This is a genomic window from Mannheimia massilioguelmaensis, assembly GCF_000940515.1.
Classification (GTDB): domain Bacteria; phylum Pseudomonadota; class Gammaproteobacteria; order Enterobacterales; family Pasteurellaceae; genus Basfia; species Basfia bettyae.
Window position 1 is genome coordinate 241,392 of record NZ_CDQL01000004.1, and the last position, 14,586, is coordinate 255,977.

General features: G+C 36.1%; 20 protein-coding genes. 11 read left to right on the top strand and 9 right to left on the bottom strand.

Going from position 1 to position 14,586, the window contains the following annotated elements:
* The first annotated feature begins 3 nt into the window (after positions 1–3).
* The 4 genes from slmA to BN1226_RS02595 all read left to right on the top strand — a co-directional run bounded on the left by slmA (position 4) and on the right by BN1226_RS02595 (position 2,520).
* Positions 4–651, top strand: a complete 648-nt coding sequence (gene slmA / locus BN1226_RS02580) for a nucleoid occlusion factor SlmA (protein WP_044469851.1) — start codon at positions 4–6, stop codon at positions 649–651.
* Positions 652–660: 9 nt separating this feature from the next.
* The gene (locus tag BN1226_RS02585) at positions 661–870 is read left to right on the top strand and encodes a YheU family protein (RefSeq protein WP_044469852.1); all 210 of its coding nucleotides are present in this window, start codon (positions 661–663) and stop codon (positions 868–870) included.
* A gap of 121 nt (positions 871–991) precedes the next feature.
* On the top strand, positions 992–1,603 hold the full coding sequence (gene crp, locus BN1226_RS02590; RefSeq protein WP_044469953.1) for a cAMP-activated global transcriptional regulator CRP: 612 nt from the start codon (positions 992–994) through the stop codon (positions 1,601–1,603).
* A 161-nt stretch (positions 1,604–1,764) separates the two neighbouring features.
* Entirely contained in the window at positions 1,765–2,520 is a 756-nt protein-coding gene (locus BN1226_RS02595) for a class I SAM-dependent methyltransferase (protein ID WP_044469853.1), read from the top strand.
* Positions 2,521–2,575: 55 nt separating this feature from the next.
* Here BN1226_RS02595 and proB read toward each other — a convergent pair whose 3' ends face one another.
* Positions 2,576–3,697, bottom strand: coding sequence for a glutamate 5-kinase (proB, locus tag BN1226_RS02600; RefSeq protein ID WP_044469854.1), 1,122 nt, complete (start codon positions 3,695–3,697; stop codon positions 2,576–2,578).
* Between the two features lie 167 nt (positions 3,698–3,864).
* Here proB and BN1226_RS02605 point away from each other — a divergent pair, with 167 nt between their 5' ends.
* Genes BN1226_RS02605 through folA form a run of 3 tightly spaced genes read left to right on the top strand, consistent with a single transcriptional unit; the run spans position 3,865 to position 5,626 of the window.
* The gene (locus BN1226_RS02605) at positions 3,865–4,653 is read left to right on the top strand and encodes a threonine/serine exporter family protein (RefSeq protein WP_044469855.1); all 789 of its coding nucleotides are present in this window, start codon (positions 3,865–3,867) and stop codon (positions 4,651–4,653) included.
* Between the two features lies 1 nt (position 4,654).
* Complete coding sequence (locus BN1226_RS02610; RefSeq protein ID WP_044469856.1) at positions 4,655–5,119, top strand: threonine/serine exporter family protein; 465 nt, start codon at positions 4,655–4,657, stop codon at positions 5,117–5,119.
* Between the two features lie 24 nt (positions 5,120–5,143).
* Positions 5,144–5,626, top strand: coding sequence for a type 3 dihydrofolate reductase (gene folA, locus BN1226_RS02615; protein ID WP_044469857.1), 483 nt, complete (start codon positions 5,144–5,146; stop codon positions 5,624–5,626).
* 23 nt (positions 5,627–5,649) lie between these two features.
* Here folA and tsaA read toward each other — a convergent pair whose 3' ends face one another.
* Complete coding sequence (gene tsaA / locus BN1226_RS02620; protein ID WP_044469858.1) at positions 5,650–6,375, bottom strand: tRNA (N6-threonylcarbamoyladenosine(37)-N6)-methyltransferase TrmO; 726 nt, start codon at positions 6,373–6,375, stop codon at positions 5,650–5,652.
* An 89-nt stretch (positions 6,376–6,464) separates the two neighbouring features.
* Between tsaA and BN1226_RS02625 the strand changes: the two genes are divergently transcribed.
* Complete coding sequence (locus BN1226_RS02625; protein WP_044469859.1) at positions 6,465–7,373, top strand: 1,4-dihydroxy-2-naphthoate polyprenyltransferase; 909 nt, start codon at positions 6,465–6,467, stop codon at positions 7,371–7,373.
* Between the two features lie 104 nt (positions 7,374–7,477).
* Positions 7,478–7,978, top strand: a complete 501-nt coding sequence (gene rraA / locus BN1226_RS02630) for a ribonuclease E activity regulator RraA (RefSeq protein ID WP_005758574.1) — start codon at positions 7,478–7,480, stop codon at positions 7,976–7,978.
* 135 nt (positions 7,979–8,113) lie between these two features.
* Here rraA and rplS read toward each other — a convergent pair whose 3' ends face one another.
* The 4 genes from rplS to rpsP are packed head-to-tail and all read right to left on the bottom strand — an operon-like array spanning position 8,114 to position 10,107.
* Positions 8,114–8,464 (bottom strand): 50S ribosomal protein L19, encoded by a 351-nt coding sequence (rplS, locus tag BN1226_RS02635; protein ID WP_005758621.1) that lies wholly within the window; start codon positions 8,462–8,464, stop codon positions 8,114–8,116.
* A gap of 25 nt (positions 8,465–8,489) precedes the next feature.
* A complete protein-coding gene (gene trmD / locus BN1226_RS02640; RefSeq protein ID WP_005758472.1) occupies positions 8,490–9,239 on the bottom strand; it encodes a tRNA (guanosine(37)-N1)-methyltransferase TrmD in 750 nt (249 codons plus the stop codon).
* A gap of 54 nt (positions 9,240–9,293) precedes the next feature.
* Positions 9,294–9,821: a ribosome maturation factor RimM gene (gene rimM, locus BN1226_RS02645; RefSeq protein ID WP_044469860.1), complete on the bottom strand. Its 528-nt coding sequence runs from the start codon at positions 9,819–9,821 to the stop codon at positions 9,294–9,296.
* A gap of 37 nt (positions 9,822–9,858) precedes the next feature.
* Positions 9,859–10,107, bottom strand: coding sequence for a 30S ribosomal protein S16 (gene rpsP, locus BN1226_RS02650; protein ID WP_005758485.1), 249 nt, complete (start codon positions 10,105–10,107; stop codon positions 9,859–9,861).
* A 247-nt stretch (positions 10,108–10,354) separates the two neighbouring features.
* Here rpsP and BN1226_RS02655 point away from each other — a divergent pair, with 247 nt between their 5' ends.
* The gene (locus tag BN1226_RS02655) at positions 10,355–11,383 is read left to right on the top strand and encodes a glycosyltransferase family 9 protein (protein WP_044469861.1); all 1,029 of its coding nucleotides are present in this window, start codon (positions 10,355–10,357) and stop codon (positions 11,381–11,383) included.
* Between the two features lie 50 nt (positions 11,384–11,433).
* Here BN1226_RS02655 and BN1226_RS02660 read toward each other — a convergent pair whose 3' ends face one another.
* The gene (locus BN1226_RS02660) at positions 11,434–12,195 is read right to left on the bottom strand and encodes a glycosyltransferase family 2 protein (RefSeq protein WP_044469862.1); all 762 of its coding nucleotides are present in this window, start codon (positions 12,193–12,195) and stop codon (positions 11,434–11,436) included.
* A 169-nt stretch (positions 12,196–12,364) separates the two neighbouring features.
* On the opposite strand from BN1226_RS02660, the gene BN1226_RS02665 reads away from it, so the two are divergent.
* On the top strand, positions 12,365–13,117 hold the full coding sequence (locus BN1226_RS02665; RefSeq protein WP_005758628.1) for a M48 family metallopeptidase: 753 nt from the start codon (positions 12,365–12,367) through the stop codon (positions 13,115–13,117).
* A gap of 62 nt (positions 13,118–13,179) precedes the next feature.
* On the opposite strand, the gene BN1226_RS02670 is transcribed toward BN1226_RS02665, so the two are convergent.
* Together BN1226_RS02670 and rpmE are read right to left on the bottom strand one after the other, a co-directional pair.
* Positions 13,180–14,049: a hypothetical protein gene (locus tag BN1226_RS02670; RefSeq protein WP_044469863.1), complete on the bottom strand. Its 870-nt coding sequence runs from the start codon at positions 14,047–14,049 to the stop codon at positions 13,180–13,182.
* A 235-nt stretch (positions 14,050–14,284) separates the two neighbouring features.
* On the bottom strand, positions 14,285–14,500 hold the full coding sequence (gene rpmE / locus BN1226_RS02675) for a 50S ribosomal protein L31 (protein ID WP_005758462.1): 216 nt from the start codon (positions 14,498–14,500) through the stop codon (positions 14,285–14,287).
* Positions 14,501–14,586: the final 86 nt, after the last annotated feature.

Here is a 14,586-nt window from a genome sequence, read left to right on the forward strand (position 1 = left end):
GTTATGGCAGAACAATTAATTCTAGAAAATATTGAGCCAATGCCACCCAAAGTGCCAAAAGTTGAAAAGCGTAGTGTGAAAGAGCGCCGTCAACAAGTTTTGACTGTACTTACTCATATGCTTCATTCAGAACGTGGCATGGAGCGGATGACAACAGCACGTCTTGCTCAAGAAGTTGGTGTTTCAGAAGCTGCTCTTTATCGTTATTTCCCAAGTAAAACAAAGATGTTTGAAGCTTTAATTGAAAATATTGAAAGTAGCTTATTTAGTCGCATCAGTTATTCAATTAAGATGGAAACCAATACAGAAAGTCGCATTCGTGATATTCTACAAATGATCTTAGACTTTGCACGTAAAAACCCAGGATTAACTCGCATTTTGACAGGACATGCGTTAATGTTTGAAGAGGCAAAATTACAAGCTCGAGTCGCCTTGTTTTTTGATCGTTTAGAACTACAATTTGTGAATATTTTACAAATGCGTAAATTGCGAGAGGGAAAAAGTTTTGTGGTTGATGAGCGTACAATAGCCACTTATTTAGCAACTTTTTGTGAAGGTCAGTTTATGCGACTAGTTAGAACTAATTTTCGCTATATTCCTAATCAGGGATTTGAACAGCAATGGCGTTTAATTGAGCCTTTATTTGCATAGAGATAGAAAATGATTATTCCATGGCAAGAATTAGAAAAAGAAACTTTAATCAATATTGTTGAAAGTTTTATTTTACGTGAAGGAACTGATTATGGCATGGAAGAACTTTCTTTGGCTGAGAAAACAGAGAATTTACTGAGTCAGATTCGTAGTGGCAACGTTACGATATTTTGGTCAGAATTACATCAAACCATTGATATCAAGGCTAATAACGCCTAAAAATGGACTTTTTATAATAGAGCATCCGCTCTCCAAACGGTTAAATGAGGTTTTTATGCTAGAACAAGTGCATGCACATCCATTAGGTGTATCACCAAGTCAAGTGCCAACTGGCTCAGCAATGGATCCAACATTAGATTGGTTTCTTTCTCATAGTCATATCCATAAATATCCTGCAAAAACAACATTAATTCATGCAGGTGAATCAGCAGATACCTTGTATTATATTGTGAAAGGTTCTGCTGCGGTGATGGTAAAAGATGAAGAAGGAAAAGAAATGATTCTTTCTTATCTTGCTCAAGGAGAGTTTTTCGGTGAAGTTGGATTGTTCGAAGAAGGACAAGTGCGTTCAGCTTGGGTTAAAGCAAAAACTGCTTGTGAAATTGCAGAAGTTTCTTATAAAAAATTTCGTCAGTTAATTCAAGTTAATCCTGAAATTTTAATGTATCTTTCAGCACAACTGTCTCGTCGTTTACAAAATACTTCTAAACAAGTAAGTAATTTAGCATTTCTTGATGTAACAGGTCGCATTGCGCAAACTTTATTAAATCTTGCGAGAATGCCTGATGCCATGACACATCCTGATGGTATGCAAATTAAAATTACCCGTCAAGAAATAGGTCAAATGGTAGGTTGCTCTCGTGAAACCGTAGGACGTATTCTTAAAATGTTGGAAGACCAACATCTGATTGCGGCTCATGGCAAAACCATTGTGGTATTTGGGACAAGATAATTAATTTGGTCATTAAAAGTGCGGTTGGTTTTATGAAAATTTTGTAAAACTTACCGCACTTTTTTATTGTCTGTTACTAAGCTAAATAATAATTAATTTCATTTTTTTATAAAACCTGATATATTTAGTCGGATATTGCTAGGGTTTTAGGAGAAGTTTCTATGAGTAAAGATGAAGTTGGCCATAATTTTTTAGCTCGTTTGGGTAAAACACGTTTACGTCCTGGTGGTAAAAAAGCGACTGATTGGCTTATTGCTAATGCTGATTTTAGTGCAGATAAAAAAGTACTTGAGGTTGCTTGTAATATGGGAACCACATCAATAGGACTTGCTAAGCAGTTTGGCTGTCATATTGAAGGCGTTGACTTAGATGAAGCCGCACTAGAAAAAGCAAAAGCTAATATTAAAGCTAATGGTGTTGAGGATAAAATTCATGTACAACGTGCCAATGCCATGAAATTACCTTTTGAAGATAATAGTTTTGATATTGTGATTAATGAAGCTATGCTCACTATGCTACCTGTAGAGGCAAAGAAAAAAGCGGTAGCTGAATATTTCCGAGTACTTAAGCCAGGTGGTTTCTTGTTAACCCATGATGTAATGTTAGTGGGGACAGATCATGAAGCTATTTTAGAAAATATGCGTAATGCTATTAATGTAACTGTTACCCCATTGACTAAAGCAGGATGGAAACAAATATTTACTGACTCAGGTTTCCGTAATGTTGATACTTTCACGGGGGATATGACTTTATTATCACCTAAAGGTATGATTTATGATGAGGGTTTATTAGGTGCTGCAAAAATTATTAAAAATGCCATGAAACCTGAGAATCGAGAACAATTTAAACGTATGTTTAAAACCTTTAATGATAAAGAACGTAAGCTTAATTTTATTGCAGTATGTAGTCAAAAATAATTTATAAAATAAAAAGTTGGTCTAGTGCCAACTTTTTTATTCTTAAAATGTATCATTATTTTTTTAATATAATCATATCATCACGATGTATGGCAACTGAGCCATATTCGTAACCGAGAATCTGTTCAATATCTTGTGATTTCTGACCTTTAATAAGATGTAGTGCATCACTGTTATAGCGAGGCATTCCAAGTGCAATATCTTTACCATTTTGAGTGCGAATTTTTACCACTTCTCCACGGGAAAAACGCCCCTCAATAGATAAAATACCTGCGGGTAATAAAGATTTATGTTGCATTAATAATGCACTTTCAGCGCCATTATCAATTGTAATTGAGCCAGCAGATGGGGCAGCAAATAGCCATTGTTTACGGCTTTCTAAACGATCAGCTTGTACAGTAAATTTTGTACCAATAGCTTCACCGTGGGCAAGATCTGCAATCACATTAGGACGATTGCCTGGTGCAATAATGGTTTCAATGCCAGAACGGGTTGCAACATCAGCAGCGGTAATTTTTGTAAACATTCCCCCTGTACCGAGATTGGTTCCACTGCCACCAGCAATAGAACGTATATGCTCATTAATTTCATCTACAACAGGAATAAGTTTTGCATTTGGATTTTGACGGGGATCTGAATCAAATAACCCTTGTTGATCTGTTAATAAATAAAGTTGTTCAGCTTGAACTAGAATAGCCACTAATGCAGATAAATTATCATTATCGCCGACTTTGATTTCTGCGGTCGCTACCGCATCATTTTCATTAACCACAGGAATAATACCGTTATCCAGTAGTGCATGTAGCGTATCACGCGCGTTTAGAAAACGTTCACGGTCTTCAATATCAGCTCGAGTTAATAACAGCTGTCCCATATGAATATCATAAATGGCAAATAATTGTTCCCAAGTTTGAATTAATTGGCTTTGACCTACCGCTGCCAGTAATTGTTTTGAAGCGATTGTGGGCGGTAATTGTGGATGGTTGAGATAATCACGACCAGCTGCAATTGCGCCTGAGGTAACAATCACAATACGATAACCTTCTTGGTGAAGACGAGCAAATTGACGCACAATTTCCATCATATGCGGTCGATTTAATTTGGGCGTTCCTTGTGTTAATGTACTGGTTCCAAATTTGACCACGATGGTTTTTTGTGCTTGATTTGCTTGTTCCATATTCATACTCCTGACCATGAATAATCTAGTGCCGATTTTAACTAGTTGATAAATTAACATTATCTAATCAATAAATCATCTAGTTTTGATTATACTTTTGTGATTTAGAACAAAAATTTTTCATGCCAAATGTATATAATCCTTTATAGTTAGAAAAAGGAGTTAATATGGATAAACAAGCTGAAATGGATTCCGAAAAACAGCGGGAAATTACCCGATTATGTGTGCAAACCGCATTATTGTTGCTACAACATGGTGCGGAAAGTGAGTTAGTCGTATTGTTAGCAACTCGTTTAGGTAAGGCATTGGGGGTAGAGAGTGTAGAATGTGCTTTGACACCTAATGCAGTTATTGTAACAACATTAACTAAAGGTCATTGTATTACGACTACCCGTAAGAATGTGGATAAAGGTATTAATATGCAGGTTGTTACAGATGTCCATCATATTGTGATTGCCACTGAACATAAAATCTATGATTTAGAGCGAGTTAAACAGAAATTAGCTAGTATTAAACCAATGAAATATAATCGATATTTTGTAGTACTGATGATAGGTTTATCTTGTGCTAGTTTTGCCCATCTATCTGGGGGAGATGCAATGATTTGTTTAATCACATTGATTGCTTCTTCTGTCGCAATGTATATTCGTCAGAGCCTGTCGGCTTATCATTTTAATCCTTTGATCGTATTTGCTTGTACTGCATTTGTTGCTTCAATGATTTCAGGGTTAGCATTAAAGTTTAATTTAGGCAATGATCCCCATATTGCTCTTGCTTCTAGTGTATTATTATTGGTTCCTGGGTTTCCTTTAATTAATTCTCTTGCTGATATTTTGAAAGGACATATTAATATGGGATTAGCCCGTTGGACAATTGCCTCAGTACTGACTTTTGGGGCTTGTATGGGCATTGTGATGGCATTATCGGTATTAAATATTGCAAGTTGGGGATATTAAAATGAATTTATTCTTTTCATTAATAGATGATATGATTTTCGCTGCTATACCTGCCGTCGGATTTGCATTAATTTTTAATGTTCCTAATAAAGCACTATACTATTGTGCAATTTTAGGTGCGTTAGGACATAGTTTTCGTTCACTCCTAATATACTTTGGCGTACCTATTGAATTAGCGACATTTCTAGCCTCAGGTTTAATAGGATTTATTGGAGTAAATATTGCTCAACGTTATTTAGCACACCCAAAAGTATTTACTGTTGCCGCAATTATTCCTATGATTCCAGGCGTTTATGCTTATAAAGCAATGATCGCAATTGTAAAAATTAATTCTCTTGGGTCAAGCCCAGAATTATTTGCACAAATGATTGATTATTTTATCAAAGCGGGATTTATTTTAGGGGCATTAGTATTTGGACTTGCTTTACCTCGTTTGTTATTTTATCGTGGTACACCCGTCGTATGATTGAATGGATATAATGAGAGAATTATGATATTTAGCTTAATAGTTGCTACAACAAAAAATAATGTCATTGGTAAAGATAACCAAATGCCTTGGCATTTACCTGCGGATTTAGCATGGTTTCGCAAAAATACTACGGGCAAACCAGTGATTATGGGACGTAAAACCTTTGAGAGCATCGGGCGTCCTTTACCCAAACGGATTAATATTGTGCTTTCACGACAACCTTTCGAACATGAAGATGTGGTATGGAAAGAAAGCTTAGAAAGTGCGGTAGATTTTGTCAAAAATTCTGAAGAAGTATTATTGATCGGTGGTGGGCAGTTATTCAAACAGTATCTACCCAAGGCAGATAAATTATATTTAACCCAAATTCAAGCAGAAATTGAGGGAGATACTTTTTTCCCAGAAATTAATTGGCATGAATGGCAGATAGAATATGAGGAATATCGTCAAGCTGATGAACACAATGCTTATGATTTACGCTTTTTAATTTTAGTACGCAAATAAATTGATAGGAGGCAATCAGCCTCCTATGTTATTTCTGTAATTTCAAAGATCTCTGCTTGATTGGTGGTTCCTTTCTGAATTCGCCAACGCACATTATATTTATATAATAAAATACCATATTCCCGTTCTGTGGGCTTTCCTTGTTGGTAAGCTGGGCGTGGATCTTGTTGAATTACCTCGGTAATAAATCGTGCAAACTGCGGGTAAATTTTGGAAAATTTTTCCAGTTGAGTTTTATCTTCTGGGGAAAATGAAACGGTTAGTTTTATCTGTGGCTTTTCTTGCGCAAAACTTGATTGAGCAAGAGGCTCACTATCTGCATAAGCAATGTAGGGCTTAATATCATAAATCGGTGTGCCATCCACTAAATCAATAGCACCAAGATGAAGTAATATCTTGCCATGGCTAATTTCTACTTGTCGTAATTCAACTTTAGAAAGCCCTAAACTGTTCGGTCTAAAAGGGGAGCGAGAGGCAAATACGCCGACGTGTTGATTTCCTCCTAATCGAGGTGGGCGAACAGTTGGCTGCCATTTTCCAACAGGATTTTTATCAAACTGAAAAATCAACCAAAGATGACTAAATTCCTCTAAACCACGTACTGCTTCTGGTTGATTATAAGGTGCTAATAATTCCACAATTCCTGTTCCATCTTGTACTAAATTGGGTTGTCGTGGTACAGAAAATTTTTCCTTGTAAGGGCTGTGAATAATCGCAATAGGCTGTAATTGAAGTGCAGTTTCCGACATATTTTCCTTAAAATATCACATGAGTATTGATAAAATAGCAATTCCATTATAACACCGCGATAAAGTGCGGTCTCATTTTTAGAAATTTTATGACACAAAGTACGATTAAAACTTGGTTAGAAACTGCTAGACCAAGAACTCTCCCTCTTGCACTAGCCATCATTTTTACAGGCTCTGCAGTGGCATATTGGTTTGGTTATTTTGACTGGACGATTACGATTTTATGTTTATTGACGGCGACCTTATTACAAATTTTGTCTAATTTTGCTAATGATTATGGGGATTTTCAAAAAGGTTCAGATACCGCTGAACGTATTGGTCCATTACGTGGTATTCAAAAAGGACATATGACAGAAGCGCAGCTTCGTAAAGGTTTAATTGTCACAATTGTGTTAATTCTAATTTCAGGATTTGCTTTATTATCAACTGCTTATCAAAGCATGCAAGATTTAATTGTGTTTATTGCATTAGGTATTGCATCTATTGTTGCAGCTATTGCTTATACGGTTGGTAAAAAACCTTATGGCTATTTAGGCTTGGGCGATTTATTTGTCTTCTTATTTTTTGGTTTATTAGCAGTTGTTGGGACTTATTATTTACAAGCTCATAATATCAACTGGACCGTTTTCTTACCAGCCAGTGGCTGTGGTTTTTTATCCGTGGCAGTATTAAATATTAATAATATGCGTGATATTGAACAGGATAGAAAAGCGGGAAAATATACTTTAGTAGTACGTTTAGGCGTAGATAAAAGCCGTGTCTATCATTGGATGCTATTAATTAGTGCTATTCTATGTTACCTCTTATTTTCATCTATGAATGTGAATTCAATTTGGGGATATTTATTTATTTTCGCCATTCCATTATTAGTTAAACATGGTCTATTTGTGTATCGCAGTAAAGATCCATTGTTATTGAGACCCATGCTCGGACAGATGTCTTTATTAGCTTTATTAACCAATGTGTTATTTAGTATTGGTTTAGTTCTAGCAAAATAGTTTGATTAATTAGCCTCTTTGTGAGGCTATTTTTATGCTTGTTTGAGTTATCTTGGAAAGCAGTTTATACTAAGCGAAGTTTAAATGACACAAAAGGGAATCCTATGCGTATCGATACTTCAGAACTCTGTGATATCTATTTAGACCAAGTGGATGTCGTTGAACCAATTTTTTCAAGCTTTGGTGGTGTGAGTGAGTTCTATGGCAAAGTAACAACTGTGAAATGTTTTGAACAAAATGGACTGATCGCTGAAATCTTAGAAGAGCAAGGTGAAGGTCGTGTATTACTGGTTGATGGTGGTGGTGCCGTACGTCGTGCATTAATTGATGCCGATTTAGCACAATTGGCGGCAGATAATGGATGGGAAGGTATTATTGTGTATGGTGCTGTTCGTCAATTAAGTCAACTTGAAAATATTAATATCGGTATTCAAGCGCTTGCCCCAATTCCAGTAGGCGCAGATGAAAATAATCAAGGAGAAAGCGATATTCCTGTTAATTTTGGAGGAGTAACCTTCTTTCCTGAAGATTATGTATATGCAGATTTAACTGGCATTATTCTTTCTCAAGAAGTGCTTGAATTAGATGAGTTAGATACTGAATAATTACTGAAATAAAGAAGGAAAAGTGCGGTTGTATTTTAAAAAATTTTGACCGCACTTTTTTTATTTGTCTGGTGAATATCAACAAAAAAGGCTCGAATTTTCGAGCCTTTTTCAGTTTGATGATAATTAAGACAATTATTCACCAAGACGTTCTTTGATACGTGCAGATTTACCTGAACGTTCACGTAAGTAGTAAAGTTTAGCTTTACGTACAGCACCTTTACGTTTAACAGAGATGCTATCAATTGCAGGTGAGTGAGTTTGGAAAACACGCTCAACGCCAGTACCGTTAGATACTTTACGTAAAGTGAATGCTGAGTGCAAGCCACGGTTACGAATTGCAATAACCACGCCTTCGAATGCTTGCAGACGTTTTTTGCTACCTTCAACTACCCATACTTTAACTTCTAATGTGTCACCTGGACGGAAGCTAGGTACGTTTTGTTTTAATTGTTCTTCTTCAAGTTGTTTAATGATGTTGCTCATTTTTAAACCCTTTTTATTCCTAGTGTTAACTGATTTTACTGTTATATTCGGCTTTTACCTGTTTTAACAGTTTCTTTTGTTCGTCAGTCAGAGCTAGGCTTTCCAATAGCTCGGGGCGTCTTAACCATGTTCGCTCAAGTGATTGCTTTAATCGCCATTTACGAATTTCTTCATGATTACCTGACATCAGTACAGGTGGTACAGTACAGCCATTTAAAACTTCAGGGCGGGTATAATGAGGACAATCTAGTAATCCTTCTGCAAAAGAATCCTCTTCTGCCGAGGCTTGTTTGCCTAATACCCCTGGAATAAATCTTGCAACAGCATCAATTAATGTCATTGCAGGAAGTTCTCCTCCTGTGAGAACGTAATCTCCGATTGACCATTCTTCATCAATTTCAGATTGAATCACTCGTTCATCAATGCCTTCGTAACGACCACAAACTAAAATCAGTTTTTTATTTGTTGCCAATTCTGTTACGCCACTTTGATCAAGTTTACGTCCTTGAGGTGAAAGATAAATAACCTTTGCACCTTCTCCTGCGGCTGTTTTTGCTGCCTGGATTGCATCACGTAATGGTTGTACCATCATCAGCATTCCTGGCCCACCACCATAAGGACGGTCATCTACAGTTTTATGTTTATCATGTGTGAAATCACGAGGATTCCAACAGGATACTTGCAAGAGATTTTGTTTTACGGCTCGTCCTGTGACCCCAAATTCTGTAATTGCTTTAAACATTTCTGGGAAAAGACTAATTATCCCGATCCACATAGCTAATACCTTTTGTGTAAAATGTTAATACTAAAGCTAACAGCGTACCCGAGGTTAGAAACCAGCGTCCCAATCCACTTCAATAGTCTTTGTGGTGAGATCTACTCTTTTAACTACTTGTTCATACAAGAACGGGATTAAACGTTCTTGTTTGCCAAAAGCATCTTTAGCGTTTGCACGCACGACTAATACATCATTTGAACCTGTTTCCATCATTTCAGAAACCGTTCCCATAGTATAACCTTGTAAATTTACTACTTGGCAGCCAATTAAGTCATGCCAATAGTAATCACCTTCTTCAAGTGCTGGAAACACAGATAAATCCACACCAATTTCTACATTTGCTAAAGTTTGTGCAGTTTCACGATCATTGACGTTTTTTAATTTAACGATCAATTCGTGGTTATGGTGCTTCCATGTTTCCAATTCAATCGGTTGCCATTGACCTTTGATTTTTAAAAACCAAGGTTGGTAGTCGAAGATACTTTCGGTATATTCTGTTGATGAATAAATACGTAACCAACCGCGAATGCCATAAGTAGAGCCTAATTTGCCTACTACTTCAATTCTTTGCTGATCCATTCTATTCACCTACTTATATTTATCTTTTCAAAAGCAATTATGCAGCTTTTTGAGCTTCTTTAACTAAACTCGCAACACGATCAGATAAGCTTGCGCCTTTTTCTAACCATGCATTAACGCGATCTAATTCAATACGAACTCGTTCTGCTTTACCAGCTGCCAATGGATTGAAGAAACCAACACGTTCAATGAAACGACCGTCACGAGGTGAACGGCTGTCAGCTACTACGATTTGATAAAATGGGCGTTTTTTAGCTCCGCCACGAGATAAACGAATGGTTACCATAACCTTCCTCTAATTGTTTAATAATAAAAGAAAACCTACATCGAAGGAGTAGGAATGCTTACTTTTTTCTCTGTATATATAGACAAAAAGCGGGACGATTATACTCTTTTCCGCCAGAAAATCAAGTTAAGAGCGACTTTGAAGGGGAATTATTAGTGGTTAAAAGGCTGAATATTTTGTGCGATGAGTTACGATTTTTGACTGATTTTGCTAGAATGCATAAAAAATTCCAGTAAAGATCTTAATTATGCAAAAAATTCTTGTAATTCGTAATGATAAATTAGGCGATTTTATGGTGGCTTGGCCTGCCTTTGCTTTATTAAAAACCTCTCAACCAGATTTGCAGATTACGGCATTAGTGCCTAAATATACGGCGCCTTTAGCAGAAGTTTGTCCTTATATTGATGAAGTGATTATTGATTCTGCCGATAAGAAAAATTCTGAAGAATTTGACCGTACTTTGCAAATCATTAGAGCTCAAAAGTTTGATGCTGTGATTAGTTTTGTATCTGATTGGTATAATGCGAAATTAGCTTGGAAATCAGGTATTAAATATCGTTTAGCCCCTGCAACGAAACTATTCCAATTCCTATATAATCATCGTTTAACTCAACGTCGTTCCCGTTCTGAAAAAGCAGAATTTGAATACAATATGGATTTGTCTCGTCACTTTTTACAAGATCATCATATAGCGATTGTTGAACCCTCCGTACCTTATCTTAGTTTCCCTAAAAGTGCGGTAGCCAATCAGAAAATTTTATTATGTGAGCAACTTGGTATTACTTCGGATAAAAAATGGGTATTTGTACATAGTGGTTCAGGTGGTTCTGCAAATAATTTATCGTTGCAACAATATGCAGATTTAATTAAAGGCATTTTAGCAGAATTTAATTGTTATATTGTGCTAACTGCTGGCCCCAATGAAAGTGAGAAGGCACATCAATTAGCTACATTGGTTGCTCACCCCAATTTAGTGATTTATGATAAAAATCAGGGATTATTAGATTTTAGCCATTCTCTTGCTTGTGCAGATTTGTATATTTCAGGCTCTACGGGGCCATTACATGTGAGTGGGGCTTTAAATATACCGACTATCGGTTTTTATCCTAGTCGTTTATCTGCGATTCCAAAACGTTGGCGACCAATTAATGCGGTAGATAAACATCTTGCTTTCTGTCCTCCATTTAAAAAAGAGGTAGAAAAGAACTTAACGGTAATTAATATTGAGCAATGTCTAAAAGAAATTATTCCGTTTATTCATCGCCAATGGGAATAGGGCAAGAATAAAAAAGTGCGGTAAAACAACCGCACTTTTTACAGAATGAATTATTTAGTTTTGGTTTTTACCCATAAATCGGCATATTTGTTAAAGGTTGAATTGGCAGAGAGAATGGCTAATAAGAAACCTTGTTTCCCATCTAGAAAGCCGGCTCTCAAAATATACATTTTTATAAAACAACCAATCCCATGGCTGACTGCATCAAATAAACTGGTTGATTTGCCTGCATTTGCTCGTTGCTCTGCCCAAGCTTTACCATAGTTAGCAGACTTAGTGAGATAATGATGTATATCTTTATAAGTGTAATGTTCGAGATCACCCGTCAGTTTTTCTACTTTGGTGTTGTCAGGATAATGGACTTTTTCGTGAACTAATTCATCTCCATAATGGGCAAATTTGGTCTGATATAATCTCACAACATAGTCAGGATACCAACCTGAATGATAAATTTTACGCCCGAATACTTCACTTAAACGAGGAAGCTGATAAACCGTATTCGCTTCATTTTTAGCAATAGCCGCTTGAATAGATTGACGTAATTCAGGTGTCACCCGTTCATCTGCATCTAACCATAACACGTAATCACTGGTTACATATTGCTGTGCGATTTGACGTTGTTTACCAAATCCAGGCCAATCGCTATTGGTATAAAATTTAGCTCCAAAACTTAAAGCAATTTGTTGAGTATTATCTGTGCTTCCACTATCTAAAATAACAATTTCATCCACCCAATCTTTCACGGTTTCTAAACAACTTGCGAGATCTTGAGCTTCATTTTTTACGATCATTGCAACACTAATGCTTGGCATGGCGTTTTTTCCTTTTGAGCAATTTTGTCTTATTCTAACATAGATTTTTGTGGAAAAAGTACCGCACTTTTAGCTGATGTATAGCAAAAAATAAAAATCGCGTTATAATCGAAACGAATTGATTAATATATATTCTAATTTTATAGATATATTCTTCTAGGGTGATTTTATGCTTAAATTTAATAAGAAATTATCGGCACTGTCATTAACTATAGGGCTTTTAGTTGCTTGTGCTGATAGCGCTCAAGTCAATCAAGAAGCGGCGGCAAGTTATGCTCAAGTTGTTCAAGAGGCTAAAGTGAAAGGGATGTTAGATACCTCATCTGCAACATCTCAACGAATTCAAAATGTCTTTAGAACTATGGTGCCTTATGCCACCAAAGAAAATCTCACAGGTCAACGGTTCAATTGGCAAATTGCAGTAGTCAAATCTAAAGAACTCAATGCTTGGGCAATGCCAGGCGGTAAAATGATGTTTTACACTGGGTTAGTGGATACATTGAAATTAACTGATGATGAAATTGCGGTAGTTATGGGGCATGAAATGGCACATGCATTAAAAGAGCATGGTAAACAATCACGGAATGTCGGTTTGTTTACAGGGATCATTGGCGTTGCCGCAGATATTGCCGCTTCTGCTGCTTTAGGCGTGAATACTCGTTTAGGGAGTAGCGTTGCGGATCTTGGGGTGAATAAACCCTTTTCTCGTAGCAATGAAACAGAGGCTGATGAAGTTGGATTATTTTTGATGGCTCGCTCAGGTTATAACCCTCAATCTGCCCCTCATTTATGGGAGAAAATGCAAAAAATGGGGGGAGGTGGAGGTATTTCCTTACTCTCAACCCATCCTAGTGATGAATCTCGTCAAGCAAACTTACAACGTTTAATGCCAGATGCGCTAAAAGTCTATCATGCTCGTTAGGATAATCATTGATGTAAAGTGCGATAGGAATTTTAAAAATTTCTACCGCACTTTTTTATCACTTATTTAGAAAAATATTGAATATTTTTAGCTGGAAAAAGATGATCAATTAATTTAATTAATCTTGTCTTGGTATTTCGTTGTTTTTTATGAATTGGCAGACAGTTCCAATCAAAATCTCTTAGCTGATTAATCGCCTCTTCTAAACTCATATTTTGTAAATATCCATTCACAAAAAACTTAGCGATCATTTCATTCCATTCCTCTTTATTACTCCAATAATGCCCAATTAGATTGTCACAAGCTTGTAATTTAACTTGATGATTCAAGGCAATGGAAAATGAAAATTGTTCAACTAAACGTCTTGTACAATTTGTGGCACAGATTTCATCACAAAGTTGCAGCGTAAGTTGAATGATTTCTTTCGCTTTGTTTGCTGGCAGTGCAATCACTCCAGCATTCCACATCATTGAATGTTCATTAAGCGGAATGTTAGCAAAAGTTTGAGCATTCAAACTTTGATACATTTTCTTTATAGTGTTATTCGCTTGAGAACCTAATGTATATTCAGCTTTATGCATAAAGGTTTGACCTTGATTTAAGGCTACATGCATGCGATCTAAATTGCTTGCTAAAAAAGTATCACTATCAATATAGAGTAGATTTTGTTCAGGATAATGTTGCTGAACAATTTCTAACGCTTTGATCTTTATACGCCAGAAAAATTGATATTTACCTTGCCATTCCTTGAGAGTTTGCTGGTTTATATGAATAAACTTAACTTGCCCATTCAAGAATTGATAAAAGTCCGCACGATCTGTCACGATAATGACATTTTTGATATTAGGATCTTTTAAAAAACTCAAAATTGAGAAGCATGCTTGATAGTGATTTTCTAAGCGTTCACCGAAAGTGAGAAGGACTAAATTCATTTCTATATTCTAAATTAAATAAGTTATACCAATCTATATACTCATAACATTGAAAAAATGTTGTGGGTAATTTAATGATTTAAGGAAAAATAATTAATTTATAAAAAGATTAATGGGTATAGTTAGCGTATTAAATGAGATAGTGTAGAAATTGTAGTAGATTAGGTTTTATTTGGCTAGTATTTATTCAATGAAATTAACCCCCGAGGCTACGAGGGTTAATCAAGAATTCAAATTATTTTTTTGAACCTGGGATTTTGAAACGGCTGTTAAAGCGTTCTACACGACCGCCAGTATCTACAACACGTTGTTTACCAGTATAGAATGGGTGGCATTGACCACATACATCTAAGTTAATATTACGGCTCACAGTAGAGCGAGTTTTGATTACATTACCGCATGAGCAAGTCGCTGTAATTTCTTTATATTCAGGATGAATACCTTGTTTCATAGAAAACCTCAAATTGAAGCCTCGCCGCTATAAGGACCAACTCTAAAGAGTTTCCAAACACCACGAGTGATTAATATTACGCCATC

Coding starts and splice junctions, on each gene's coding strand:
- slmA (WP_044469851.1), top strand. CDS start 4: ATGGCAGAACAATTAATTCTAGAAAATATTGAGCCAATGCCACCCAAA.
- BN1226_RS02585 (WP_044469852.1), top strand. CDS start 661: ATGATTATTCCATGGCAAGAATTAGAAAAAGAAACTTTAATCAATATT.
- crp (WP_044469953.1), top strand. CDS start 992: ATGGATCCAACATTAGATTGGTTTCTTTCTCATAGTCATATCCATAAA.
- BN1226_RS02595 (WP_044469853.1), top strand. CDS start 1,765: ATGAGTAAAGATGAAGTTGGCCATAATTTTTTAGCTCGTTTGGGTAAA.
- proB (WP_044469854.1), bottom strand. CDS start 3,697: ATGGAACAAGCAAATCAAGCACAAAAAACCATCGTGGTCAAATTTGGA.
- BN1226_RS02605 (WP_044469855.1), top strand. CDS start 3,865: ATGGATAAACAAGCTGAAATGGATTCCGAAAAACAGCGGGAAATTACC.
- BN1226_RS02610 (WP_044469856.1), top strand. CDS start 4,655: ATGAATTTATTCTTTTCATTAATAGATGATATGATTTTCGCTGCTATA.
- folA (WP_044469857.1), top strand. CDS start 5,144: ATGATATTTAGCTTAATAGTTGCTACAACAAAAAATAATGTCATTGGT.
- tsaA (WP_044469858.1), bottom strand. CDS start 6,375: ATGTCGGAAACTGCACTTCAATTACAGCCTATTGCGATTATTCACAGC.
- BN1226_RS02625 (WP_044469859.1), top strand. CDS start 6,465: ATGACACAAAGTACGATTAAAACTTGGTTAGAAACTGCTAGACCAAGA.
- rraA (WP_005758574.1), top strand. CDS start 7,478: ATGCGTATCGATACTTCAGAACTCTGTGATATCTATTTAGACCAAGTG.
- rplS (WP_005758621.1), bottom strand. CDS start 8,464: ATGAGCAACATCATTAAACAACTTGAAGAAGAACAATTAAAACAAAAC.
- trmD (WP_005758472.1), bottom strand. CDS start 9,239: ATGTGGATCGGGATAATTAGTCTTTTCCCAGAAATGTTTAAAGCAATT.
- rimM (WP_044469860.1), bottom strand. CDS start 9,821: ATGGATCAGCAAAGAATTGAAGTAGTAGGCAAATTAGGCTCTACTTAT.
- rpsP (WP_005758485.1), bottom strand. CDS start 10,107: ATGGTAACCATTCGTTTATCTCGTGGCGGAGCTAAAAAACGCCCATTT.
- BN1226_RS02655 (WP_044469861.1), top strand. CDS start 10,355: ATGCAAAAAATTCTTGTAATTCGTAATGATAAATTAGGCGATTTTATG.
- BN1226_RS02660 (WP_044469862.1), bottom strand. CDS start 12,195: ATGCCAAGCATTAGTGTTGCAATGATCGTAAAAAATGAAGCTCAAGAT.
- BN1226_RS02665 (WP_005758628.1), top strand. CDS start 12,365: ATGCTTAAATTTAATAAGAAATTATCGGCACTGTCATTAACTATAGGG.
- BN1226_RS02670 (WP_044469863.1), bottom strand. CDS start 14,049: ATGAATTTAGTCCTTCTCACTTTCGGTGAACGCTTAGAAAATCACTAT.
- rpmE (WP_005758462.1), bottom strand. CDS start 14,500: ATGAAACAAGGTATTCATCCTGAATATAAAGAAATTACAGCGACTTGC.